25 protein-coding genes and 1 riboswitch are annotated in these 23,224 nt (G+C 69.3%); of the genes, 13 read left to right on the forward strand and 12 right to left on the reverse strand.

Going from position 1 to position 23,224, the window contains the following annotated elements; all coding sequences use genetic code 11:
• Positions 1-2 precede the first annotated feature (2 nt).
• Positions 3-1,145 (reverse strand): bifunctional 2-C-methyl-D-erythritol 4-phosphate cytidylyltransferase/2-C-methyl-D-erythritol 2,4-cyclodiphosphate synthase, encoded by a 1,143-nt coding sequence (locus tag KF941_RS05435; protein WP_214272755.1) that lies wholly within the window; start codon positions 1,143-1,145, stop codon positions 3-5.
• A gap of 156 nt (positions 1,146-1,301) precedes the next feature.
• Between KF941_RS05435 and rpiA the strand changes: the two genes are divergently transcribed.
• Genes rpiA through KF941_RS05455 form a run of 4 tightly spaced genes read left to right on the forward strand, consistent with a single transcriptional unit; the run spans position 1,302 to position 5,815 of the window.
• Positions 1,302-2,027: a ribose-5-phosphate isomerase RpiA gene (rpiA, locus tag KF941_RS05440; RefSeq protein ID WP_214272756.1), complete on the forward strand. Its 726-nt coding sequence runs from the start codon at positions 1,302-1,304 to the stop codon at positions 2,025-2,027.
• Positions 2,024-3,424, forward strand: a complete 1,401-nt coding sequence (gene gorA / locus KF941_RS05445) for a glutathione-disulfide reductase (protein ID WP_214272757.1) — start codon at positions 2,024-2,026, stop codon at positions 3,422-3,424. The genes rpiA and gorA overlap by 4 nt, the downstream gene beginning before the upstream one ends.
• 58 nt (positions 3,425-3,482) lie before the next feature.
• Entirely contained in the window at positions 3,483-4,688 is a 1,206-nt protein-coding gene (gene hflK / locus KF941_RS05450) for an FtsH protease activity modulator HflK (protein WP_036758471.1), read from the forward strand.
• Positions 4,688-5,815, forward strand: a complete 1,128-nt coding sequence (locus KF941_RS05455; protein WP_214272758.1) for a protease modulator HflC — start codon at positions 4,688-4,690, stop codon at positions 5,813-5,815. Before hflK ends, KF941_RS05455 begins: the two co-directional genes overlap by 1 nt.
• A gap of 76 nt (positions 5,816-5,891) precedes the next feature.
• Here the strand turns inward: KF941_RS05455 and KF941_RS05460 are convergent, their stop codons facing one another.
• Positions 5,892-7,085 (reverse strand): AI-2E family transporter, encoded by a 1,194-nt coding sequence (locus KF941_RS05460; RefSeq protein WP_139294095.1) that lies wholly within the window; start codon positions 7,083-7,085, stop codon positions 5,892-5,894.
• Between the two features lie 170 nt (positions 7,086-7,255).
• A riboswitch (TPP riboswitch) is annotated at positions 7,256-7,386 on the forward strand.
• A gap of 62 nt (positions 7,387-7,448) precedes the next feature.
• Between KF941_RS05460 and KF941_RS05465 the strand changes: the two genes are divergently transcribed.
• Positions 7,449-8,093 (forward strand): TenA family protein, encoded by a 645-nt coding sequence (locus tag KF941_RS05465; RefSeq protein WP_240540232.1) that lies wholly within the window; start codon positions 7,449-7,451, stop codon positions 8,091-8,093.
• Positions 8,094-8,096: 3 nt separating this feature from the next.
• Here the strand turns inward: KF941_RS05465 and KF941_RS05470 are convergent, their stop codons facing one another.
• Both KF941_RS05470 and ilvC read right to left on the reverse strand, forming a co-directional pair.
• Positions 8,097-8,570, reverse strand: coding sequence for an NUDIX hydrolase (locus KF941_RS05470; RefSeq protein WP_214272759.1), 474 nt, complete (start codon positions 8,568-8,570; stop codon positions 8,097-8,099).
• 182 nt (positions 8,571-8,752) lie between these two features.
• Positions 8,753-9,775, reverse strand: coding sequence for a ketol-acid reductoisomerase (gene ilvC / locus KF941_RS05475; protein WP_036758482.1), 1,023 nt, complete (start codon positions 9,773-9,775; stop codon positions 8,753-8,755).
• Between the two features lie 126 nt (positions 9,776-9,901).
• Here ilvC and KF941_RS05480 point away from each other — a divergent pair, with 126 nt between their 5' ends.
• Complete coding sequence (locus tag KF941_RS05480) at positions 9,902-10,357, forward strand: Lrp/AsnC family transcriptional regulator (RefSeq protein ID WP_036758485.1); 456 nt, start codon at positions 9,902-9,904, stop codon at positions 10,355-10,357.
• Positions 10,354-10,812 carry an Lrp/AsnC family transcriptional regulator gene (locus tag KF941_RS05485; RefSeq protein ID WP_214272760.1) on the forward strand — a complete coding sequence of 153 codons (459 nt, stop codon included), beginning with the start codon at positions 10,354-10,356 and terminating at the stop codon, positions 10,810-10,812. The genes KF941_RS05480 and KF941_RS05485 overlap by 4 nt, the downstream gene beginning before the upstream one ends.
• Positions 10,813-11,018: 206 nt before the next feature.
• On the opposite strand, the gene KF941_RS05490 is transcribed toward KF941_RS05485, so the two are convergent.
• On the reverse strand, positions 11,019-12,650 hold the full coding sequence (locus tag KF941_RS05490) for a serine hydrolase (protein WP_240540353.1): 1,632 nt from the start codon (positions 12,648-12,650) through the stop codon (positions 11,019-11,021).
• Positions 12,651-12,933: 283 nt separating this feature from the next.
• Here KF941_RS05490 and clpS point away from each other — a divergent pair, with 283 nt between their 5' ends.
• From clpS to KF941_RS05505, 3 genes are read left to right on the forward strand one after another with little or no spacing between them, the layout of a single operon-like run.
• Entirely contained in the window at positions 12,934-13,251 is a 318-nt protein-coding gene (gene clpS, locus KF941_RS05495) for an ATP-dependent Clp protease adapter ClpS (RefSeq protein WP_024845416.1), read from the forward strand.
• Positions 13,252-13,254: 3 nt separating this feature from the next.
• Positions 13,255-14,304 (forward strand): methyltransferase, encoded by a 1,050-nt coding sequence (locus KF941_RS05500; RefSeq protein WP_214272761.1) that lies wholly within the window; start codon positions 13,255-13,257, stop codon positions 14,302-14,304.
• The gene (locus tag KF941_RS05505; protein WP_036758495.1) at positions 14,301-15,110 is read left to right on the forward strand and encodes an SDR family oxidoreductase; all 810 of its coding nucleotides are present in this window, start codon (positions 14,301-14,303) and stop codon (positions 15,108-15,110) included. The genes KF941_RS05500 and KF941_RS05505 overlap by 4 nt, the downstream gene beginning before the upstream one ends.
• 3 nt (positions 15,111-15,113) lie before the next feature.
• On the opposite strand, the gene KF941_RS05510 is transcribed toward KF941_RS05505, so the two are convergent.
• Positions 15,114-15,527, reverse strand: coding sequence for a hypothetical protein (locus KF941_RS05510; protein ID WP_036758498.1), 414 nt, complete (start codon positions 15,525-15,527; stop codon positions 15,114-15,116).
• Between the two features lie 86 nt (positions 15,528-15,613).
• Here KF941_RS05510 and hemF point away from each other — a divergent pair, with 86 nt between their 5' ends.
• Positions 15,614-16,468, forward strand: coding sequence for an oxygen-dependent coproporphyrinogen oxidase (hemF, locus tag KF941_RS05515; protein WP_214273655.1), 855 nt, complete (start codon positions 15,614-15,616; stop codon positions 16,466-16,468).
• Positions 16,468-17,028: a histidine phosphatase family protein gene (locus KF941_RS05520; RefSeq protein WP_240540233.1), complete on the forward strand. Its 561-nt coding sequence runs from the start codon at positions 16,468-16,470 to the stop codon at positions 17,026-17,028. The genes hemF and KF941_RS05520 overlap by 1 nt, the downstream gene beginning before the upstream one ends.
• Before the next feature lie 3 nt (positions 17,029-17,031).
• On the opposite strand, the gene KF941_RS05525 is transcribed toward KF941_RS05520, so the two are convergent.
• The 4 genes from KF941_RS05525 to KF941_RS05540 form a co-directional block, all read right to left on the reverse strand.
• Positions 17,032-17,580, reverse strand: coding sequence for a sugar O-acetyltransferase (locus tag KF941_RS05525; RefSeq protein WP_208021383.1), 549 nt, complete (start codon positions 17,578-17,580; stop codon positions 17,032-17,034).
• A complete protein-coding gene (locus KF941_RS05530) occupies positions 17,577-17,936 on the reverse strand; it encodes a DUF59 domain-containing protein (RefSeq protein WP_036758506.1) in 360 nt (119 codons plus the stop codon). The genes KF941_RS05525 and KF941_RS05530 overlap by 4 nt, the downstream gene beginning before the upstream one ends.
• A gap of 64 nt (positions 17,937-18,000) precedes the next feature.
• On the reverse strand, positions 18,001-18,735 hold the full coding sequence (locus KF941_RS05535; RefSeq protein WP_114535534.1) for a MipA/OmpV family protein: 735 nt from the start codon (positions 18,733-18,735) through the stop codon (positions 18,001-18,003).
• A gap of 100 nt (positions 18,736-18,835) precedes the next feature.
• A complete protein-coding gene (locus KF941_RS05540; protein ID WP_214273656.1) occupies positions 18,836-20,683 on the reverse strand; it encodes an ABC-F family ATP-binding cassette domain-containing protein in 1,848 nt (615 codons plus the stop codon).
• A gap of 165 nt (positions 20,684-20,848) precedes the next feature.
• Between KF941_RS05540 and ndk the strand changes: the two genes are divergently transcribed.
• A complete protein-coding gene (gene ndk / locus KF941_RS05545) occupies positions 20,849-21,271 on the forward strand; it encodes a nucleoside-diphosphate kinase (protein ID WP_011748041.1) in 423 nt (140 codons plus the stop codon).
• Between the two features lie 127 nt (positions 21,272-21,398).
• Here ndk and KF941_RS05550 read toward each other — a convergent pair whose 3' ends face one another.
• A complete protein-coding gene (locus tag KF941_RS05550; RefSeq protein ID WP_214272763.1) occupies positions 21,399-22,625 on the reverse strand; it encodes a cytochrome b/b6 domain-containing protein in 1,227 nt (408 codons plus the stop codon).
• On the reverse strand, positions 22,622-23,200 hold the full coding sequence (locus KF941_RS05555) for a thymidine kinase (RefSeq protein ID WP_036758515.1): 579 nt from the start codon (positions 23,198-23,200) through the stop codon (positions 22,622-22,624). The genes KF941_RS05550 and KF941_RS05555 overlap by 4 nt, the downstream gene beginning before the upstream one ends.
• Positions 23,201-23,224: the final 24 nt, after the last annotated feature.

Genomic DNA, 23,224 nt, shown 5'->3' on the forward strand with positions numbered 1-23,224 from the left:
GATTACCCCTTGACCAAAGTGACGGTGGCAATGGCGGCGATGCCTTCCTCGCGCCCGGTGAAGCCCAGCCGTTCCGAGGTGGTGGCCTTGACGCTGACCCGGTCGGGCTCGACCCCGACGATCTCGGACAGCCGCAGCGCCATGGCGCCGGCATGGGGCCCGACCTTGGGCCGCTCGCAGATCAGCGTCACGTCGGCGTTCGAGATCTCATAGCCCATCTGCCGCGCCAGCATCGCGGCATGGCGCAGGAAGATGTGGCTTTCCGCGCCCTTCCATTGCGGGTCCGAGGGCGGGAAATGCCGGCCGATGTCGCCCTGCGCCAAGGCGCCATAGATCGCGTCGGTCAGCGCGTGCATCCCCACGTCGGCGTCGGAATGGCCCAGCAGCGCCTTGTCATGCGGGATCTTTACCCCGCACAGCCAGACATGGTCGCCTGTGGTGAAGGCATGCACGTCGAAACCATTGCCAAGCCGGATGTCCATCGCGTCCCCCAGGATACGCTCGGCCCGCGCGAAATCCTCGGGCCAGGTCAGTTTCAGGTTGTCCTCGTCCCCCGCCGTCACGGTGACGGGCAGGCCGGCGCGGATCGCCAGTTCCACGTCGTCCGCCGCGCCCTCGGGATGGGCGCGATGCGCGGCCAGGATGGCGTCCAGCGCAAAGCCCTGCGGGGTCTGGGCGCGAAACAGCCCCTCGCGGCTGGCGGTGCCGGTGACGCGGCCGTCCGCGGCCCGCCACAGCGCATCGGTGACGGGCAGGGCTGGGGCGGCGGCGGGCGCACCGGCGGCAAGCGCCGCGACCACGCCGTCGATCACGCGGGGCGAAACCAGCGGCCGGGCGCCGTCGTGGATCAGCACATGGGTCACGCCGCTGCCTTCCAGGCTTTCCAGCGCCGCGCGCACGCTGTCGCTGCGCGTCGCGCCGCCGGCGACCAGCACCACCGGGCCGGCAAGCTCGGCCAGGCCGCGCGCCATGTCCTCGGGCGCGAGCGTCACCACGATGCGCGGGAAACCGGAAAAAGCGGCGATGCTGCGCTCGAGCACGCTTTGCCCGGCCAGGCCGCGCCATTGCTTGGGCAGGCCCTCGCCTGCGCGGGTGCCGCGGCCCGCGGCGGTGATGATGGCGGCATATGTGGCGGGTATCGTCATGGCCGCCAGATGTAGGTCAGCCGCCGCCCCGAGGCAATCGCCGCCGGTCAGGCGTTTCGTCGCGGCCAAAAGACGCAGCCGGTAGTGGCCCATGGCGCGGCTTGTGCTTATAAGGACGGCCATGTGCCGCCTGCCATTCAGCCAAGGATTCCCGTCATGACCGATCCCGCCGTCACCGATCTTTCCAAGGATGCCGCCGCCCGCGCCGCGGTGGCGCTGGTCGAGCCGGGGATGCGGCTGGGGCTGGGGACCGGCTCGACCGCGGCGATCTTCGTGCGCCGCCTGGCGCAGCGGGTGCAGGAGGAAGGCTTTGCGCTGCGCTGCGCCGCGACCTCGAAGGCGACGGCGGAGCTGGCGACCGCGCTGGGGCTGACGGTCGAGGACCTGGACGCCATCGGCTGGCTGGACCTGACCATCGACGGCGCCGACGAGGTGGACCCGGACCTGAACCTGATCAAGGGCGGCGGCGCGGCGCATCTGCGCGAAAAGATCGTCGCCACCGCCTCGGACCGCATGGTGGTCATCGCCGACCAGGGCAAGGTGGTGGACCGGCTGGGCGCCTTTCACCTGCCGGTCGAGGTGATTCCCTTTGGCTGGCAGGCGACCAGGACGCTGATCCAGCGCACGCTGGACCGGCTGGAGCTGACCCAGCGCCCGATCCTGCTGCGCAAGCGGGCCGATGCGCCCCTGCGCACCGACGAGGGCAACCTGGTGCTGGACCTGGCGCTGGAATCGATCCCCGATGCCGAGGCGCTGGCGGCCGAGCTGTCCGCGATCGCCGGGGTGGTTGAACACGGGCTGTTCCTGAATATCTGCGAGCTGGCGATCATCGGCTGCCCGGACGGGTCGGTGGTGGAGTTGCGGCGCGAGGACATGGCATGAAATTCGACTACGACCTTTTCGTCATCGGCGGCGGCTCGGGCGGGGTGCGCGCGGCGCGGATCGCGGCCAGCGAATACGGCGCCCGCGTCGGCCTGGCCGAGGAAAGCCGCATGGGCGGCACCTGCGTCATCCGCGGCTGCGTCCCCAAGAAGCTGATGATCTTCGCCTCGCAGGCCGGCGCCGCGGCGACCGAATCGCGCGGCTACGGCTGGCAGGGCGCGGGCGAGGGCCGCTTCGACTGGGCCGAGTTCCACGGGAAGCTCCTGCGCGAACTCGACCGGCTCGAGGGCGCCTATACCTCGGGGCTGGTGAATGCCGGGGTCGAGGTCCACATGCAGCGCGCCCGGCTGCACGACGCGCATACGGTCGAGCTGGCCGACGGCCAGCGCCTGAGCGCCAAGCATATCCTGATCGCGGTCGGCGGCCGGCCGCAGCGCCCCGACATTCCGGGCAAGGAACTGGGGCTGATCTCGGACGACCTGTTCACGCTCGACAGGCTGCCGGGCCGGGTGCTGGTGGTGGGCGGCGGCTTCATCGCCTGCGAATTCGCCACCATCCTGCAAGGGCTGGGCAGCGCCACCGTGCTGGCCTATCGCGGCGATGCGGTGCTGCGCGGCTTCGACGCCGAGATGCGCCGCCATGCCACCGAGCAGCTGCGCGCCATCGGCGTCGACGTGCGGCTGGGCACCAACCCGGCGCGGCTGGACCGCGAGGGGGCGGGCGTCCGCGTCACCTTCGAGGATGGCGGCAGCGAGATCTTCGACGCGGTGATGTTCGCCACCGGCCGCGCGCCCTATACCAAGGGGCTGGGGCTCGAGGAGGCCGGCGTCCGGCTGGGCCGCAAGGGCGAGATCGCGGTGGACGAATGGTCGCAAAGCTCGGTGCCGTCGATCTATGCCGTGGGCGACGTGACCGACCGGGTGAACCTGACCCCGGTCGCGATCCGCGAAGGGCACAGCTTTGCCGACACGGTCTTCGGCGCCCGGCCGCGCAAGGTCGACCACCGGCTGGTGGCCAGCGCCGTCTATACCCGCCCGCATGAGGTGGCGACCATCGGCCTGACCGAGGAAGAGGCCGAGGCCTGCGGTCCCGCCGACATCTATGTCGCCAGCTTCCGGCCCATGCGCTCGCTTTTCGCCGGCTCGGATGCGCGGGCGGTGATGAAGCTGGTGGTGGACGGCGAGACCGACAAGGTGCTGGGCTGCCACATCTTCGGCCCCGAGGCGGGCGAGATGATCCAGATGATCGCGATCCCGCTGGGCATGGGCGCGACCAAGGCCGATTTCGACGCCGCCATCGCCGTGCATCCGACGCTGGCGGAAGAGCTTGTGACCATGCGCAAGCCTTCGCGCCGCGTGGGGGCGGCAAAAATGGACAAACCCGCCGCATCGGCTTGATTTTCCGGCCGAAGGCACCAGTTTCAACCAGACAGACATCAAGCGAGGCACGAGAGGTATGGCAGGACAAGGCCCCTGGGGCGGCGGCGGAGATGACGGCAAGGGCGGCAAGCAGCCGCCGCAAGGGGGCGGCCAGCCCCCCTGGGGCAGTCCGGGCGGCGGCAGGGACGACCGGCCGCAGGGTCCGCGCCGCGGCGACCAGATCCCCGAGATCGAGGAACTGGTGCGCAAGGGCCAGGACCGGCTGCGGGTGCTGATGGGCGGCAAGGGCGGCGGCGGTGGCAACCGCGGCGGCGGCCCGCGCCGGCCGCAGGGCCCCCAATTCCAGATGAGCCGCGGCACCTGGGGCATCGCGGCGCTGGCCGTGCTGGCGGTCTGGGCCTTTTCCAGCTTCTACACCGTCAAGCCCGAGGAACGCGCGGTCGAGCTGCTGTTCGGCAAGCCCGTGGGCACCGGCGAGCCGGGCCTGAACTTCGCGCCCTGGCCCGTCGTCACCGCCGAGGTGGTGCAGGTCTCGGGCGAGCGGACCACGGAAATCGGCACCGGCCGCGCCGGGCCGATGGATTCGGGGCTGATGCTGACCCGCGACCAGAACATCGTGGACATGGCCTATCAGGTGGTCTGGAACATCTCGGACCCCGAGAAATTCCTGTTCAACCTGGCCGATCCCGACGACACCATCCGCGCCGTCTCGGAATCCGCCATGCGCGACATCGTGGCGCGTTCGGAACTGGCGCCGATCCTGAACCGCGACCGCGGCGCCATCGCCGACGACCTGAAGCTGGCGGTGCAGAACACGCTGAACGACTACGAGGCCGGGATCAACGTGCTGCGCGTCAACCTGGACCGCGCCGACCCGCCGCGCGAGGTGATCGACAGCTTCCGCGAGGTGCAGGCCGCCCAGCAGGAACGCGACCGGCTGGAGAAAGAGGCCGACGCCTATGCCAACCGCGTGCTGGCCAGCGCCCGAGGCGAGGCCGCCGCCGTGATCGAACGCGCCGAGGCCTATCGCGCCGAGGCGGTGAACAACGCCGAGGGCGAGGCCGCGCGCTTCAACTCGGTCTATGACGAATATGTCAAGGCGCCGGAGGTCACGCGCCGCCGGATGTATCTGGAAACCATGGAGAAGGTTCTGGGCGGGGTGAACAAGGTCATCCTCGATGGCGAGGCCGGGCAGGGCGTGGTGCCCTATCTGCCGCTGGATCAGCTGCGCAGCGGGGCCTCGGGCTCCGGCAACACCAATACCGGCGGGGGGAACCAGTGATGAACCGTGCAATCTCGCTTCTGGCGCTGCCCTTCCTGGTCGTGGTGGCGGTCCTGGTCATCGCCGCGCTCTATATCGTCGACGTGCGCGAAAAGGCGCTTGTCCTGCGCTTCGGCGAGGTGGTCGAGGTGCGCGAGGAGCCGGGCCTGGGCATCAAGGTGCCCTTCCTCGACAACGTGGTGAAATACGATGCCCGCATCCTGGGCCTGCCGACCCCGCCGATGGAGGTCACGCCGCTGGACGACCGCCGCCTGGTGGTCGATGCCTTCGCGCGCTGGCAGATCACCGACGTGGTGCAGTTCCGCCGCGCGGTGGGCTCGGGCGGCATCGAATTCGCGCAGCGCCGGCTTGAGCCGATCGTGACCAATGCGATCCGGCAGGTGCTGGGCTCGGTGCCCTCGACCACGGTGCTGTCGGACGACCGCACGCCGCTGATGAACCGCATCCGCGACCTGGCCCGCGACGACGCCCGCGACCTGGGCATCCGGGTCATCGACGTGCGCCTGACCCGCACCGACCTGCCCGAGCAGAACCTGACCGCGACCTATGCCCGGATGCGCGCCGAACGCGAGCGCGAGGCCGCCGACGAGATCGCCCGCGGTGGCGAGGCCGCGCAGCGCGTCCGCGCCGCCGCCGACCGCACCGTGGTCGAGCTGACCTCGGAAGCGCGCAAGCGGGCCGAGGTGGTGCGCGGCGAGGCGGATGCCCGCCGCAACGCCATCTATGCCGACGCTTTCGGCCGCGATCCCGAGTTCTTTGCCTTCACCCGCTCGATGACCTCCTATGAGCGGGCGCTGAAGGGCGAGAACAGCTCGCTGGTGATCCAGCCCCAGGGCGAGTTCTTCGACTATCTGCGCAATGACGGCGCGGACCGGGCCAATCCGGTGCCGGTGCCGACGCCCGCCGCCACCGAGCCCGAGTCGGAGTCCGAGTCGGAGGACGAGCCGCAGACCGAAGGCGCGCTGCAACCGGGCGAGACCCCGGCGCCGGCCGAAACCGACCGCACCGGCCAGCCCCTGGGCTCCAGCGCCGGGGTGACGCTGACGCCGCTGCCGGAATCGCTGGCCAGCCCGCCGCAGGAAGAGCCGGTGGTGCCGCCCGCCGCGACGCCGGCGCCGGCCGACTGATCCGCGGGACGAACAGCGCAAAAGGAAAGGCGGGACGCGGCTTGCGTCCCGCCTTTTTCATGCCGGGGGCCGACGGTCACTCCAGGCCGATGAGCTTGCTGTCCTGCCGCTGTTCCTCTTCCGACAGTTCGCGCTGCCATTCCCGCCAGATCGAGACCAGCAGCGCCATCAGCACCGGACCGACGAACAGCCCGACGATGCCCATGGTCTTGACCCCGCCGATCAACCCGAAAAAGGTCGGCAGGAAGGGCAGCTTGACCGGACCGCCGACCAGGACCGGGCGGATGGTCTTGTCCACCACGAACAGCTCGCAGGTGCCCCAGATGAACAGCGCCGCCCCGGCAAAGGGCGTGCCGCTGGCCACCAGATAGGCCGAGACCAGAGTGAAGGACAGCGGCGCGCCGCCGGGGATCAGCGCCATGAAGCCGGTGATGACGCCGAATGTCACCGGCGAGGGCACGCCCGCCAGCCAATAGGCGATGCCCAGGATCACCCCCTCGCCGATGGCGATCAGCGTCATGCCGGTCACGGTCGAGCTGATGGTGGCGGGCACCACGCGCGACAGCCGGCTCCAGCGGTCGGGCAGGATGCGGCGGCCGACCTGGTCGATCTGCGCCACGATCCTGTCGCCGTCGCGGTATAGCACGAACAGCGTGATCAGCATGAACAGCAGCGTCAGCGCCAGGTGGAAGGCCAGCGTGCCCGCCGTCACCGCGCCGCGATAGATCGCGCCGATGTTCGAGCCGCTGACCAGCTGCACGATCTCGCTGATGCCGCCGGGGCGGCCGACATAGGTCTGCCAGTTCTCGTCCAGCCAGTCGCCGACCTGCGGCAGCTCGACCATCCAGCCCGGCGTCGGCGCGCCCGAGCTGTTGACCACGATCGCCCAGTTGATCCAGTCGCGCAGCTCGCGGAAGGCATAGATCAGCGCCATGGCGATGGGGATCAGCAGGAAGCAGACCAGCACCAGCACCAGCAGCGTGGCCGCGCCGGTGCGGCCCAGGTTCAGCTGGTGGGCCGCGCGCTCGCGCAGGGGCCAGCTGGCCAGCGCGATCACCATGGCCGCCAGCACCGGCACCAGGAAGCCGTGGAAGAAGTAGATCGAGGCCGCCACGATGGCCAGCAGCAGCCAGCGCGCGGCCGAGATATTGGTCAGCAGGGGCGGCCGGTGCAGGCGCAGACCGACCTGTTTCGGGCTTTGCTGCAGGGCAGCGGCGGCGGGGTTCGGCTCGGTCGTGGTCGTGGGTTTCGGCATTTCGCCTGTCGTCATGGTTCCCGGTCCTGACTGCGGGCGGCTCGCGCGCCCGCCCTGTCGCAACGAGATAACATCTGGCCCCCGGCTGCAAGACGGAATGCCGCCTCGGGCCCGGCCGCTCCCGGATTTCCCGGCTCACGATCCTGTGGGCGGCGCGTGACAGCCGCGGCCATCCGCGCTAACCTGGCGCCACCAAGGGGAGCCCCGGCAAGGGGCTGAGAAACCGCTGGCCCGGCGCGACCTGCAACGGGCGGCGCGGTGACCCTTTGAACCTGACCCGGATCATGCCGGCGGAGGAATGGGAATGACGCACCTGCCTTTTGCCGGCCTCACCGCGAGGCCGCCGCACCGACGGTCTCGCCCCCAAGCCATGAGGGCATGATGACCGAAAGCTTCTTTGAGACCCTGCGCCGGGAATGCGCGACGGAATGGTCCGCCGCCGTCGGCCACCGCTTCGTGCGCGAAGTTTGCGACGGCAGCATCGCGGATGCGGCGATGGCGCGCTACCTGGTGCAGGACCACCGTTTCCTCGACGCCTTCCTGACGCTTCTGGGCGCCGCCATCGCCTCGGCCGACCGTTTCGAATCGCGGCTGCGCTTCGGCCGCTTCGCCGGCATGGTCTCGGGCGAGGAGAACGACTATTTCCTGCGCGCCTTTGCCGCGCTTGGCGTAGGCGAGGCGGACCGCGCCGCCATTCCCGACAGCGCCCCTACCGCGGGTTTCCAGGCACTGATGCGCGAGGCGGCCGAGACGCGCGCCTATCCCGCCGTTCTGGCGGTGCTGAACGTGGCCGAGGGGCTCTATCTCGACTGGGCCATGCGCGCGACCCAGCCGCTGCCGGCGAATTTCGTCCATGCCGAATGGATCACGCTGCACGACAATCCCTTCTTCCGTGATTTCGTCGGCTTCCTGCGCGACGAATTCGACCGGGCGGGCCCCGAGGCCGCAGAGCAGGCGCGGGACTTCTTCCGCCGCGCCGTCACGCTGGAACTGGCGTTTTTCGACGATGTTTTCGCTGCTTAGCGATCAACCCTCGATGATTTCTATCTCGGGCGGGCTGCCGGGCGGCCCGCTTTCGCGATAGTCCAGCACGATGCGCGCCAGTCCGGCCGGGGCCAGGCGCTGGAAGGTGTGGCGCATCTCGGCCAGGCTCCACCAGCGGAATTCGCGGATGGTGGCGGCTTCGGGCGCGTCCTGGATCGCCGGGGTGAAGCCGGGGGTCTCGACCAGGAAATAATCCTCGGACTGCCGCCAGCGCTGCCGGTGCAGCGTCATGGTCACGCGGCGCCGCCAGACCAGCGGGCCCAGGGCGGGCAGGGCGAAGCCCAGCTCCTCGGCCAATTCGCGGCGCAGGGTCTGTTCCGGCGTCTCGCCCGGCTCGATGCCGCCGCCGGGGGTGATCCACCAGTCGCCGCCGCCGTAATCGACCCGCATCAGCAGCACCCGGTCCTCGGGCGTCAGCAGAATGGCCCGCACGGCCTGCCTGTCGATGATCCGCATGTTCCTTGCCCTGAAAACGCCCGGCCTGCCGGGCTAGCGCATGCCCGGCCAAGGGCGGCGTGGCCTGCGGCCTCCGCGATCGGGAAAGCTCGCCCGACGCGATATGCCGGCTCCCGCCGCGCGCCTCTGCGCCCGCGAAATGGAAAAGCCCCGCCGGGGCGGGGCTTTCCATGGCATCGCGCTCAGTTGCGCTCCTTGTCCACCATCTTGCCCTTGGAGATCCAGGGCATCATGCCGCGCAGCTTCTCGCCGACCTTCTCGATCTGGTGTTCGTCGTTGATGCGGCGGGTCGCCTTGAAGAAGGGCTGGCCCACGGCGTTCTCCTGCATGAAGTCGCGCACGAACTTGCCGGTCTGGATGTCGGTCAGCACCGCCTTCATCCGCGCCTTGGTCTCTTCATAGGGCAGCACGCGCGGGCCCGAGACGTATTCGCCATATTCCGCGGTGTTCGAGATCGAATAGTTCATGTTGGCGATGCCGCCCTCGTAGATCAGGTCCACGATCAGCTTCACTTCGTGCAGGCATTCGAAATAGGCCATTTCCGGCTCGTAGCCGGCCTCGACCAGGGTTTCGAAGCCCATGCGGATCAGCTCGACCAGGCCGCCGCACAGCACCGCCTGCTCGCCGAACAGGTCGGTTTCGCATTCCTGGCGGAAGTTCGTCTCGATGATGCCCGAGCGGCCGCCGCCGATGGCCGAGCAATAGCTCAGGCCGATGTCCATGGCCTTGCCGGTGGCGTCCTGATGCACCGCGACCAGGCAGGGCACGCCGCCGCCCTTGACATATTCGCCGCGCACGGTGTGGCCGGGGCCCTTGGGCGCCATCATGATCACGTCCACGCCGGGCTTGGGCTCGATCAGGCCGAAATGCACGTTCAGCCCGTGGGCAAAGGCGATGGCCGCGCCTTCGCGCAGGTTGTCATGCACGTATTTGCGATAGGTCTCGGCCTGCAGCTCGTCGGGCATGGTGAACATGATCAGGTCGGCCCAGGCGGCGGCCTCGGCGATGCCCATGACCTTCAGCCCCTCGGCTTCGGCCTTCTTGGCCGAGGCGGAACCCTCGCGCAGGGCGACGACCAGGTTCTTGGCGCCGGAATCGCGCAGGTTCAGCGCATGGGCATGGCCTTGGCTGCCATAGCCCAGCATGGCGATCTTCTTGTCCTTGATCAGGTTCACATCGCAGTCGCGATCATAATAGACACGCATCGGGATCTCCCTCGTTTCGATGCGAGGGTTCTAGCAGCGTTCCGACGGCAGTTCTGTGCAATCTTCGCGGATGTGCTGGAAGTTTGGCGATAATCATGCCAAAAATACCATAAAGGTGAAAAATTCATGCCAGACGCGACCGACCGCCGCATCCTGCGCCAGCTTCTGGCCGATCCCGACATCGCGAACGCCGAGCTGGCCGAGCGGGCAGGGGTCACGCCGGCCAGCCTGTGGCGCCGGCTGGAACGGCTGCGCCAGGCGGGGGTGATCCGCGCCACCGAGGCCCGCATCGACTGGCGCAGGCTTGGCTACGAGGTGCAGGTCAGCCTGCGCTTTACCCTGGACAAGACCCATCCCCGCGCCTTCGACGAGTTCATCGCCGCCGCCCGGCGCGTGCCCGAAGTGACCGAGATCCAGACCTTCCTGGGCTCGGTCGATCTGCGGCTGTCGGTGATCGCCCGCGACATGGCGCATTGGCAGCAGCTCTATCGCGAAAGCATCCTGACCCTGCCACATGTGGCCGACAGCGATGCGCTGATGCTGGTCTCGACCATCAAGGACGTGCAGGAGCTGCCGCTGTGAGCTTTCACCCCGATGCGACGGATCTGGCGATCCTGCGGCTTCTGGCCGAGGATGCGACGCGCGGCGCGGCCGAGATCGGCCGGATCCTGGGCCTGACCCAGCCCGCGGCCTGGCGGCGCATCCGCCGGCTGACCGAGGCGGGGGTGGTGGCCGGGCGCCGGGTGGTGGTGGACAAGCCCGCCCTGGGCTTCGGCGTCACCGTGTTCCTGGGCATCCGGCTGGCCGCCAAGGGCCGTGTCAGCCTGGAGGATTTCGAGCGCGCGGTGACGGCGATCCCCGAGGTGCAGGTGGTGCAGCATGTGCTGGGGCAGTTCGACTACCGCCTGCGCATCCATGCCCGCGACATCGCCGATTTCGAGCGCATCCTGCGCCGCCGCATCATGACCCTGCCCGGCGTGGGCCAGGTCGAGGCCAACGTCATGCTTTCCGAAGAACGCCGGCCGGGGCCGTTTTAGCCCGGCGGCTGTCGGGCCCGCGCATCTGGAAACGCAGGCCTGCCGCGGGGATGCAACCAGGCGCGCGGCCGCGCGCCCGCTATGCAGCGGTACAGGTTGCCCAAGCGGTCCGGCTTGCAGGGAGGGCGGAATGCCAAGGGCGCCTGGTCCTGCCGGACCATGGCGCCCTTGTTGCTTGGTGGCGGCGAACCCCTCGGCCGGTGGGGTCAGGGGCCGAGGATCCGGCAGCTTTGCTGCCGCGCGGCGATCCGGCCGCAGGCGAGTTCCGCGGTTTCCCGGTTCATCCCGACGAAATTCGCCTCGAAGCCCCGCTTGGTATTGGCGACGCGGCTCAGCGCGCTGCCAAGCGCGCCGCTTTCCTGAAGCGCGGTTTTCAGCAGCATCTGCTCGGCCTCGTATTGCGAACGGAACAGGCCCAGCGAGACGCCCCAGCCCTTGCCGCCCGAATCCGATCCGCGGGCGACGATCTCGGTCGGCGCGGGCGCGGCATCCTCTTCGGGGTCGAGCGAGGCGAGGATGATCGTCTCGGACCGCTGCGCCGGGGCCGGCGAGGCCAACAGCGCCATGCTTTCCGGCTGCGGTTGGGTCGCCTGCACGAACAGCGAGGGCGAGCCCGCCGCCGGCGCGGAAAGCCCGGCCGAACGGTCGTCGCGCGGTGCCGGGGCAGGGCGGACGGCATTCACCGGCACGGCCGCGGGTTCCGAGGCATCGCCTTCTTCCGGCCGCGCCTCGGGCCGGGCGGCGCGGGCCAGCAGTTCGGGATCGGTCGCGACATTGGCGAACTGGCCGGTGCCGGGCTTGCGCGCCGGCCGGGCGCTGGCGGCCAGGGCGCTGCCGCTGCGGGCAGGGGCCGGTGCCGCGGCCGCCTGGGCGCGCGAGACCGCGGCCGAGATCGCCGCCGGCGTCACCACCGCCACGGTCGAGGCTCGCGCCACCGGACGGTCCGAGCTGGCAAGCCGCACGGTCGCCGCCTGCTGCGGCTCGGTGCGGGCGACCTGCACGGTGCGGCGCACCTTCTTCTCGGCCACCAGCTGCGGCGGCGCGGGCTTCACCTCTCGCACACGAGTGGGGGCCTTTCCGAAGCCGGCGTCCAGCAGCTGGGCCATGACCTGGTTGCGATGCGCCGTCGAGGTGCCGCCCAGCACCGTGGCGATGATCCGCTTGGAGCCGCGCTTGGCCGAGGCGGTCAGGTTGAAGCCGGCCGCCCGCGTATAGCCGGTCTTGATGCCGTCCGCGCCCTCGTAGCTGTCGAGGAAGCGCTTGTTGGTGCTGGCGACGGTGGCGATCCCCGCATCGGCCGAGCGGCGCGAGAAGATCGAGTAATATTGCGGGAAATCGTAGAACAGTCGCCGCCCGAGGACCGTCATGTCGCGGGCGGTGGAATAATGCCCCTCGGCCGTCAGGCCGTTGGCGTTGCGGAAATGCGTGTTGCGCATGCCCAGGGCACGGGCCATCTGGGTCATCTGCGCGGCGAATTTCGCCTCGGACCCCGCCAGCCCCTCGCCGATCACCGTGGCCGCGTCATTGGCGGATTTCACCGCCGCCGCGCGGATCAGGTAGCGCAGCTCGATCCGCTGGCCCGGCTTCAGCCCCAGCCGCGAGGGCGGTTGCGCGGCCGCATGGCTGGACACCAGGAACTTGCTGTCCAGCCGCACCTGCCCGCGCTCGACGGCGCTGAAGGCCATGTAGAGCGTCATCATCTTGGTCAGCGAGGCCGGATGAAGCCGCGTATCCGCGTTCTGCGCATAGATTTCCTGCCCGGTGCGCGCATCCATGACGAAGGCCGCGAAGGGGGCGGCGGCCACCGCCATGGGCAATGCCCAGGCGAATAGGATCATCAGTCCCAAGCGGACTTTTCTGGTGATTCTGCTCACTGTCCCGGTCTCTTCTGCCTCTGAGGGTCCGTTCATTATGCGGGCCCTTCATTAATGAAATGACAATAACACGCATTCCCGTGTTCGGAAACCGCAAGTTTGCGCCCATGCCGCGCAATCTGCCGCAGGTTGCCGGGGCTTTCGCATCCCGGCGGCGGGGGCGGGGCTTATCAAGCGCGGGGAAAGGCTCTATATTCGGTCCCAGAACCGTCCATATCCTGATACGAGCGTCGTGACCAAACCGCAGATGACCAACCGACCTGGGGACCGCGAAGAGGTCGAACTGGGGGTCAAGACCAGACCCCGCACGCAGCGGCCTCCGATGTACAAGGTATTGCTGCTGAACGACGATTTCACGCCGATGGAATTCGTCGTGCATGTGCTTGAGCGGCTGTTCAACATGAACCACGCCCAGGCGATCGAGATCATGCTGACGGTTCATCGCAAGGGGGTGGCCGTCGTCGGCGTCTTCTCGCACGAGATCGCCGAAACCAAGGTGGCGCAGGTCATGGAACTGGCCCGCCGCCAGCAGCATCCGCTGCAATGCACCATGGAAAAAGAGTAGAAATTGGCTGGATCACGGCTGGAACTTGTCTTTGGCGGCACGCCGCCCGAAGGGCGCATGCTGCTGATCGGCGCGGGCGCCGCGACCGATCTTTCGTCCTTCGATCCCGCCCGCGTGCAGATCGTGCAGGGCTTTTATCCCGACCACCGGGCGCTGAAATCGCGAGGCTACGACGTCGAGACGGCGGCCTCGGGCGATTTCGACGGCGCCGTGGTCTTTTTACCGCGGGCGCGGGCCGAGGCGCGGGCGCGCATCGCCGAGGCCGCGGCGCGGCTGGCGCCGGGCGCCTCGCTGTGGATCGACGGGCAAAAGACCGACGGCGTCGATGCGGTGATGAAGGAGATGCGCGCCCTGGCCCCGGTGGACGAGGTCCAGTCGCGCGCCCATGGCAAGATCTTCCGGGTGACGCTGCCCCAGCCGGGCTGGCTGCCCGAGGGCTGGGCGGCGCAGGATCACCTGGCCGCGCCCGGCATGGTGACGCGGCCGGGCGTGTTCTCGGCCGATGGGCCGGACCCCGCCTCGCAGGCGCTGGCGGCGGCGCTGCCCGAGAAACTGCCGACCCGCATCGTCGACCTGGGCGCGGGCTGGGGCTGGCTTTCGGCGCAGATCCTGACCCATCCCGGCGTCGAGCTGCTGCACCTGGTCGAGGCCGATGCCGCGGCGCTGGATTGCGCGCGGCGCAACATTGCCGATCCGCGCGCGCGCTTTCACTGGGCGGATGCGCTGGATTTCCGCCTGCCCGAGCCGGTGAACGGCGTGATCATGAACCCGCCCTTCCACGAGGGGCGGGCGGCCGACCCGAGGCTCGGCGCCGGCTTCATCCGCGCGGCGGCGGGGCTGCTGACCGGGGCGGGGCGGCTGTGGATGGTGGCCAACCGCCACCTGCCCTATGAGCAGGCGCTGCGCGAATGCTTTGCCGAAGTCACCGAGCTGGGCGGCGACGCGCGGTTCAAGATCCTGACCGCCTCGGGCGCACGGCGCGGCGGGGCCGGGCGGCCCCAGTCGAAAGGCCCGCAGTCGAAAGCCCCCCTGTCGAGAGCGAGGAAAAGATGAGCCTGTCCATCCAGGGCAAGACCGCCATCGTGACCGGCGCCGCCCGCGGCATCGGCCTGGCCATCGCCCGCCATTTCGAGGAGGCGGGCGCCAATGTCATGTTCGCCGACAGCGACGAGGCGGCGCTGATGACCGAACTGGGCGACCAGGCCGCGGCCGAGGGGCCGGTGCGCGCCTTCGCCGGCGACCTGGGGCAGAAGCTGACGCTGGCGAACCTGGTCTCGGCCACCATCGACGCCTTCGACCGGGTGGACATCCTGGTCAATGCGCATCGCATGGTGCAGGGCTGCGACCCGCTGACGGTGAACGACGACCTGCTGGGCGACATGCTGCGCCAGAACATGAGTTCCGGCCTGCGCCTGTCGCAGATGGTCGCCAAGCGGATGATGGCCCAGGCCGAGGAGGCGGGCGAGGAGGCGATCCAGCACGGCGCCATCGTCAACGTCACCTCGCTGGCCGCCGACTGGCCGCAGCCGCAGATGCTGGCCTATTCCATCGCCAGCGCGGCGCAGGCGCAGGCGACGCGCTCGCTCGCCTCGGCCCTGGCGCCCAAGCGGATCAGGGTGAACGGCGTGGCCTTCGCCAGCATCATGTCGAACAACCTGCAATTGAAGCTGCGCGAGGATCCGGGCCTGCGCGACCGCATGATCGCGGCGACGCCCCTGGGCCGGATCGCCGGGGCGGACGAACTGGCGGCGACGGTGCAGTTCCTGGCCAGCGAGGCGTCGAGCTTTGTCACCGGGCAGATCCTGCGCGTCGATGGCGGCCGCAGCCTGGGCGACCCGCTGGCGCCCGGCGTCTACTGAGCGTTATCCGTCCTTTTCGGGATAGGCGGCCTTGCAGGCGTCGACCGCGGCGCGGGCGGCGGGCATCAGCGCCTGCTTGCGCGCCAGCAGGTTGTCGCGCTTGCGCGTCTCGGCCGCCGGGTCGATCGGCACCCGGTAGCGCTCGGTATCGGCGACGTCGCGCAGGCAGGGGCGATAGCCCAGCCGGCGGTTGCCGTCCTTGTCCACCCAGACATAGCGGCAATCTTCCCATTGGGTGCGCATCACCGTGCGCTCTTCCCAGGCATAGCCGCGCGCCAGGTTGGCCTCGACCTCGGCCAGCAGGTTCGAGACGGTGCGATATTCACGGGTGTTGCGGCTGATGCATTGCTCTTGCGGGGTTCCGCAGGATGCGACAACCAGAACAGGCATCAGGGCAAGCAGGATGTTGCGGGTCATGGCCGGGATCTCTAGTTGTTTCGTCCGAAGCATAAGCCCGTCCCCCAGGTGGGGCAATTCACGAATGCGGAGGCAAGCCCATGGAAATGCACGATGAGCGACAGAAGGCGGCGGCCTGGTTCCGCGAGCTGCGCGACCGCATCGTGGCCGCCTTCGAGGCGCTGGAGGATCGCGGCCCCGGCAGCGCCGCGCCCGGCCGTTTCGAGGTCCGCGAGACCCGGCGCGGCGAGGATGGCGGCGGCGGGCTGATGTCGGTCATGCGCGGGGGCCGGGTCTTCGAGAAGGTCGGCGTGAACTGGTCGGCGGTGCATGGCGAACTGTCTTCTGCCGCCCGCCAGGCCATGGCGGCCCGCGGCGTGCCGGGGATCGAGGCGGACCCGCGCTTCTGGGCCTCGGGGATCAGCCTGGTCGCGCATATGCAGAACCCGCATGCGCCGGCGGTGCACATGAACACGCGCATGTTCTGGACGCCGGGCGCCTGGTGGTTCGGCGGCGGCGCCGACCTGAACCCCTGCCTGGAATATGCCGAGGATACCGCGCATTTCCACGCCACCCTGCGCGCTGCCTGCGCCCCGCATGGCGCCGATTACTACGACCGCTTCAAGGCCTGGGCGGACGAGTATTTCTTTGTCCCGCATCGCGGAAGGGCGCGGGGCGTCGGCGGCATCTTCTTTGACGACCTGAACAGCGGCGACTGGCATGCCGATTTCGCCTTTACCAGGGCGGTGGGCGAGGCTTTCCTGCCCGCCTTCCTGCCCCTGGCCGAAAAGCGCATGGCCCGGCCCTGGGACGAGGCGGACAAGGACGCGCAACTGATCCATCGCGGCCTTTATGCGGAATACAACCTGGTCTATGACCGCGGCACCAAGTTCGGCCTGGCCACCGGCCACGACCCCGAGGCGGTGCTGATGAGCCTGCCGCCCATGGCGAAATGGGCCTGATGCCGGACTGGCCGGACCTTTACCTGATGCGGCACGGCCAGACGGTCTGGAACGCCGAGGGGCGGATGCAGGGCCGGCTGGATTCTCCGCTTACCCCGCTGGGCGAGGCGCAGGCGCGGCGGCTGGCCTGGCTGGTGCGCGATCTGCGCGGCATGGCGCGGCTTGCCAGCACCGCGGGGCGGGCGCAGCAGACCGCGCGCATTGCCTTTGGCGGGCAGGGCTTTGCCCTGGACGAGCGCCTGCATGAAATCGATATCGGCGATTTCAGCGGCCGGCTTTCGTCGGAACTGCACGCGGCGCACCCGGAAGCCTTCGCCCGAGGGCCGCTGGATTGGTATGACATGGCGCCGGGGGGCGAGCATTTCGCCGGGCTCGAGGCGCGGGTGCGCGCATTCCTGGACGACCTGGACGGCCCGGCGCTGATCGTGACGCATGGCATCACCCTGCGCATGCTGCGGCTTGTAGCCATGGACCTGCCGCTGGAGCGGCTGGCCGAAATGCCGGTCAGCCAGGGCGGGCTGCACCTGGTCAGCCGCGGCCGGCACCGGATGTTTCTCTGACGCTCAGGATTTCGCCGGCAAGGGACGGGCAGGGTTGCCGACCACGGTCGCGCCGGCTGCCACGTCGCGGGTCACGACCGCGCCGGCGCCGACGATGGCGCCGTCGCCGATGCTGACGCCCGGCAGCACGACCGCGCCGCCGCCGACCCAGACGTCATCGCCGATGGTGATGGGCTTGCCCCATTCGACGCCCTTGGCACGGCTGTCGCGCTCGCGCGGGCGATCCTCGGTCAGCAATTGCACGGCGGTGCCGAACTGGCAGCGCGCGCCGATGCGGATTTCGCAGATGTCCATGAAGAAGCAGCCGTAATTCACGAAGCAATCCGGCCCGAAATGGATGTGCTTGCCGTAATCGACATGAAAGGGCGTGCGGATCACCGCGCCGTTCCAGGTGCCCAGCAATTGCGTCAGGGTGCGGGCGCGGGTCTTGTCGCCGATGATGGTGGCGTTGTAGTCGCGCATCAATCCCTGCGCGGCCTTGCGCATCGCCACCAACTCGCCATCGCCGGGATTGTAGGGCCGGCCGGCCAGCATGTCCTCGCGCGCCGTCAAATGAAGCCAAGCTCCAGGCGGGCCTCTTCGGACATCATGTCCATGCCCCATTGCGGCAGGAAGGTCATCTCGACATCGACCTGCTTGACGCCGGGCAGCGGCTCGACCGCATCGGCGACCCAGCCGGGCATCTCGCCCGCGACGGGGCAGCCGGGCGCGGTCAGGGTCATGACGATGCGCACCGCATTCTCGTTGTCGATGGCGATGGTATAGATCAGCCCCAGGTCGAAGATATTGACCGGGATTTCCGGGTCGTAGACCGTCTTGCAGGCCTCGACCACGCTTTCGTAAAGGGGATGGTCGGTCGTCGAAGGCGCGATCAGCGGGTCGCCTTCCTTGAGATTCTCGGTGCTCATGCGGCGTGTCCTGTAAAATCTTGGCAATGATATAGGACTTGTGCCTTCCGGGGTCCAGAGCCGCTTAGAAGCGGAAGTTCAGCCGCCGCGCCACGCCGATGCTGATCGAGGGCTGGCTGCGGGTCTGCACCAGGGGCGAATCGCCGGCATCGCCCAGCAGCCGGCCATAGGTCAGCCGCCCCATCAGCGCCGTGTCGGGCATGAATTCGTAACGCGCCTCGACGCTGACGCGGGCGATATAGGCGCCGCCGTCGGGGCTGTGGGCGGCGCGGCCCGGCCGCGATTCGTTCCCGTCGACGCCGAAATAGGTGCCGACGAAATCCTGGTCGCCCAGGCCCAGCTCGGCCCCGGTCCAAAGCGTCAGCCTGTCGTTGACCTCATAGCGGTATTTCGCGCCCAGTTCGCCCGCCACGCCGTGATGGCCGCCGAAACCCTTGCGGATGGCGCCATAGCTGGTCATGTCGCCCATGCGCCAGGACAGCTTCACCCCGAATTCGCCGGCGCGGCCGATGTCGCGCATGCCGCGCAGATCCTCGTGATCGTCGGCATCGCGCTTGCCCACATAGTTCAGCGAGGGCAGGATCGAGATCCCGTCCTTCTTGCCGCGGTCGGCATCGCCGTTGCGCAGGATGATCCAGGGCGAGGCGTCCAGGTTGTCCGACCCCATGAACTCGGGGCTGTATTTCACCCCCAGCCCGGCATCGACCGAAAGCCCGCGCCCAAGCCCCAGCGACTGCGCCGCGGCGGGCGAGGTCAGGGCGGTGGCGGCAAGAAGCGCAAGCGCGGCAATCCGGGTCATGGCGAATCCTTATCAAATCGGTCGGCACCCTGCGTCGAAACCCGGCATCAGGGCAAGCGGAGTCTAGCGAATTTTAGACAATAATTCGCGGGTGTTGCGCTCAGGCCCGCTGGGCTTCCTCCAGCCGCTCCAGCGCCTCCATCCACAGCCCCTCGGCGCGCTGCATCGCCTCGCTGGCCTCGGCATGCTTGCGGCCCCAGGCCTCGGCCTTCTGAGCGTCGTCATAGGTCGCGGGATCGGCCATGATCGCATCCAGCTTTTCCAGCATGGCGGTCAGCTTTTCGACCCGCTCCTCGGCCCGGCGGGCCTCGGCGCGCAGCTCCAGAACCTTCTCGCGCGCGGGGCGTTTGGGCGCCGGTTTCGCCTCGGGCTTCGGCTCGGACTTCTCCTCGCCGGCCAGCAGCATGCGGCGATAGTCGTCCAGGTCGTCCTGCCAGGGGCTGACCCCGCCCTGGTCCACCAGCCACAGCCGGTCGGCCACCAGGTTCAGCAGGTGCATGTCGTGGCTGACCAGCACCACGGCGCCGGTATAGTCGTTCAGCGCCTCGGTCAGCGCCTCGCGCGATTCGATGTCCAGGTGGTTGGTCGGCTCGTCCAGGATCAGCAGATGCGGCGCGTCGATGGTCGCGAGCAGCAGCGACAGCCGCGCCTTCTGCCCGCCGGACAGCTGGCCGACGCGGGTTTCGGCCTGGGCCTCCATCAGCCCGAAGCCGGCCAGTCGGGCGCGCAGCCGGGCCGGCGGCTCGTCCGGGCGCAGCCGGCGGACATGGTCCAGCGGCGTGTCCATCAGTTCCAGCTCGTCGACCTGGTGCTGGGCGAAATAGCCGATGCGCAGCTTGCCCGAACGCGCGATCCGCCCCTCCATCGCCTCCAGCCGCCCGGCCAGAAGCTTGGACAGCGTGGACTTGCCCTGGCCGTTGCGACCCAAAAGCGCGATGCGGTCGTCCTGGTCGATGCGCAGGTTCAGCCGCCGCAGCACCGCGCGCCCGTCATAGCCGACCGAAACCCCGTCCAGCGAGACGATGGGCGGCGACAGCTGGTCGGGCTGCGGAAAGCCGAAGCGGTGGAACTTCGCCTCCTCGGGGGCAGTGATCGGCTCCATCCTTTCCAGCATCTTGATGCGGGCCTGGGCCTGGCGCGCCTTGGTGGCCTTGGCGCGGAAACGGTCGACGAAGCTTTGCAGATGGGCGCGGCGGGCGTCCTGCTTCCTGGCCTCGGCGGCCTGCAGGGCGCGCTTCTCGGCCCGGGTCCGCGCGAAGGTGTCGTAGCCGCCGGAGTAAAGCAGCAGCTTGCGATCCTCGAGGTGCAGGATATGGCCGACGGCGCGGTTCAGCAGGTCGCGGTCATGGCTGATGACGATGACGGTATGGGGATATTTCGCCAGGTAGCTTTCCAGCCACAGCGCGCCTTCCAGGTCCAGGTAGTTGGTCGGCTCGTCCAGCAGCAGCAGGTCGGGTTGGGAAAACAGCACGCCGGCCAACGCCACGCGCATGCGCCAGCCGCCGGAATAGTCGCTGGTCGGCCGGGCCTGGTCCTCGGTCGAAAAGCCCAGGCCGCGCAGGATGGTCGCGGCCCGCGCCTCGGCGGACCAGGCGTCGATGTCGGCCAGCCGGGTCTGGATCTCGGCGATGCGGGCGGGATCGGCGGCGCTTGCGGATTCGGCGATCAGGGCGGCGCGCTCGGCGTCCGCCTCCAGCACCGTCTCCAGCACGCTCGTCGCGGTGCCGGGCGCTTCCTGCGCGACGCCGCCGATGCGGGCGCGGGGCGGCAGGGTGATGGCGCCGCCGTCCAGGCCCAGCTCGCCCCGGATCAGCCGGAACAGCGTGGTCTTGCCGGCGCCGTTCGGGCCGACCAGGCCGACCTTGTGGCCGTCCGGGATGGTGGCCGAGGCGTGCTCGAACAGCGGCCGTCCGGCGATGGAATAGGATATGTCGTCGATGCGCAGCATGCGCCCCCGCATGGCGCAAGCCGCGCGCGCCGTCAATGCCGTCATCAAAGCCCCGTGCCCAGGCGCGGGCCGGGGCCGCGCCGGCTTTTCAAGCGCCGCCGCCCATGCTAACGGGGCGCGGATTTCCGCGCCACCTGCGGCCGGAACAAGGAAAAGGACGATCCCATGGCCATCGAACGCACGCTTTCGATCATCAAACCCGACGCCACCAAGCGCAACCTGACCGGCAAGATCAACGCCAAGTTCGAGGAAGCCGGCCTGCGCATCGTCGCGCAAAAGCGCATCCAGCTGACGCTGGCGCAAGCCGGCCAGTTCTATGCCGAACACAAGGAACGCCCGTTCTACGGCGAGCTGACCGAATTCATGACCTCCGAGCCGGTGGTGGTGCAGGTGCTGGAAGGCGAGGGCGCCATCCTGAAGAACCGCGAAGTCATGGGTGCGACCAACCCGGCCAATGCCGACGAGGGCACCATCCGCAAGGAATTCGCCCTCTCGGTCGGCGAAAACTCGGTCCATGGCTCGGACAGCCCCGAAGCCGCGGCGCGCGAGATCGCCTTCTTCTTCTCGGGCCTCGAACTGGTCGGCTGAGCCCGGCTTCTTCGTTCCCCAAATACCCATCGGAAAAGGCCGCCCACCGAGGCGGCCTTTTTCCTGCCGCGCCGTCACCGTTTCCCGAATACCCAAGGCAGGGCCGCCCGTCGAGGCGGCCCTTGCCCTATTGCCGCCTGGCCCTCAGCTCGAACCCCACGGCCACGGCAAAGCCCACGGTGCCTTCGTCGGCATAGCTCGCTCCGATGCCGAAATCGCGGCGGTCGAGCTGCATCCGGCCCTGCGCCTGCGCCACGTCGCCCTCGATGACCAGCTCAAAGGGCAGGGCGGCCTCGACCGCCTGGCCGGCGACGGTCAGCAGGCCCTGCGCGACATGCGGCTGCCCCTCGGCCGCGGGTGGCAGGATCTCGGCCTCGAAGACGGCGGTCGGATGGGCGGCGGCATCCAGGAAATCCGGTCCCTTGGCGGCGTCGCTGACCGCGCCCAGCGTCAGCGAGGCGATGTCGACCTCGACCCGCACCTGCCCGGTCCGGCTGTCCGGGTCATAGGAAATATCGGCCTGCCATTGGCCGAACTGGCCCGCGACCGGATTGCCGGCCTGGGCGACCTCGATCTCCAGCTTGCCCTGCTCCACCGCCCAGCCCGCACCCGAGGCGGTCGCAGGCACGGATGCCGCCGGCTGCTGCGCCGCGGGCGCGTCGGCCGGAATCGAGGTCGACACCAAGGCCGGCACCAGGGCGATGCCGACCCAAAGCCCCAGCCCCGCCACGGCCGCCAGCAGATGCGGCAGGATGCCCGAGGCCGGGGCGGTCGGTTCGGGCGCGAGCGCGGGATCGCCGGCCATGCGGTGCATGGTGCCGTCGCGGTCGATGACCGCATGTTTCAGCGCGCCCAGGACATGCAGCAGGATCAGCCCGGCCAGCAGCCACCAGCCCAATTCGTGAAAGACCCCGAAACGCTCGGACAGGGCCGCGTCCTCGGGCACGAAGGGCAGGCGCTGGCCGAAGGGCCAGAGGATGCGGGCAAAGCCGCCCGGCGCCGCGGAATGCAAGAGCCAACCCGACAGCGGCATGACGATCATGCCGATCCACAGCGCCCAATGCACCGCCTCGGCGCCAAGGGTCTCCAGCCGCCGCTCGGGGTGCAGGGGGCCGGGCTTCGGCTGCCCCAGCGTCCAGAGCAACCGCGCCGCCACCAGGGCCAGCGCCGCCATGCCCAGGGTCTTGTGCAGGGAATAGGCGGCGAAGATCGCCTGCATCTGCGCGTCGCCGCCCTCGGGCAGGTTGTCCGCGTAAAGCCCGACGGCGATCGCGGCCAGGATCAGGACGGCGACCGTCCAGTGGAAGAAGCGGGCGACCCAGCCATAGGCGCGGTCGGTATTGCTGGCCTTCATCGGATTTCCCCCATCGCTTCGCGCCAATGGCGCCGGCAGAGCGAGACATAGGTTTCATTGCCGCCGATCTGGACCTGGGCGCCCTGGTGCAGCACGCGGCCCCCTTCGTCCTGGCGCACGACCATGGTGGCCTTGCGCCCGCAATGGCAGATGGTGCGCACCTCGCGCAGGTCGTCGGCCAAGGCCAGCAGCGCCGCCGAGCCGGGAAACAGCCGGCCGCGGAAATCGACCCGCAGCCCATAGCACATCACCGGCTGGCCAAGATCGTCGGCGACGCGGGCCAGTTGCCAGACCTGGTCCTCGGTCAGGAACTGCGCCTCGTCGACGAAGATGCAGGCGGCATCGCGGCCCTCGGCCTCGATCAGGGCGAAAAGATCGGCCTCGGGGGTGAAACCCAGCGCGGGCTCGGCGATGCCGATGCGGCTGGCGATGCGGCCGCTGCCGGCGCGGTCGTCCAGCGCCGCGGTCAGCAGCAGCGTCGCCATGCCGCGCTCGCGATAGTTGTAGGACGCCTGCAGCAAGAGCGTGCTCTTGCCGGCGTTCATCGTGGAATAATGAAAGTAAAGCTTGGCCATGCCGGCAGATAGCCGCGACGGCCC

It is taken from the genome of Paracoccus sp. pheM1 (assembly GCF_018499825.1).
GTDB lineage: Bacteria > Pseudomonadota > Alphaproteobacteria > Rhodobacterales > Rhodobacteraceae > Paracoccus > Paracoccus versutus.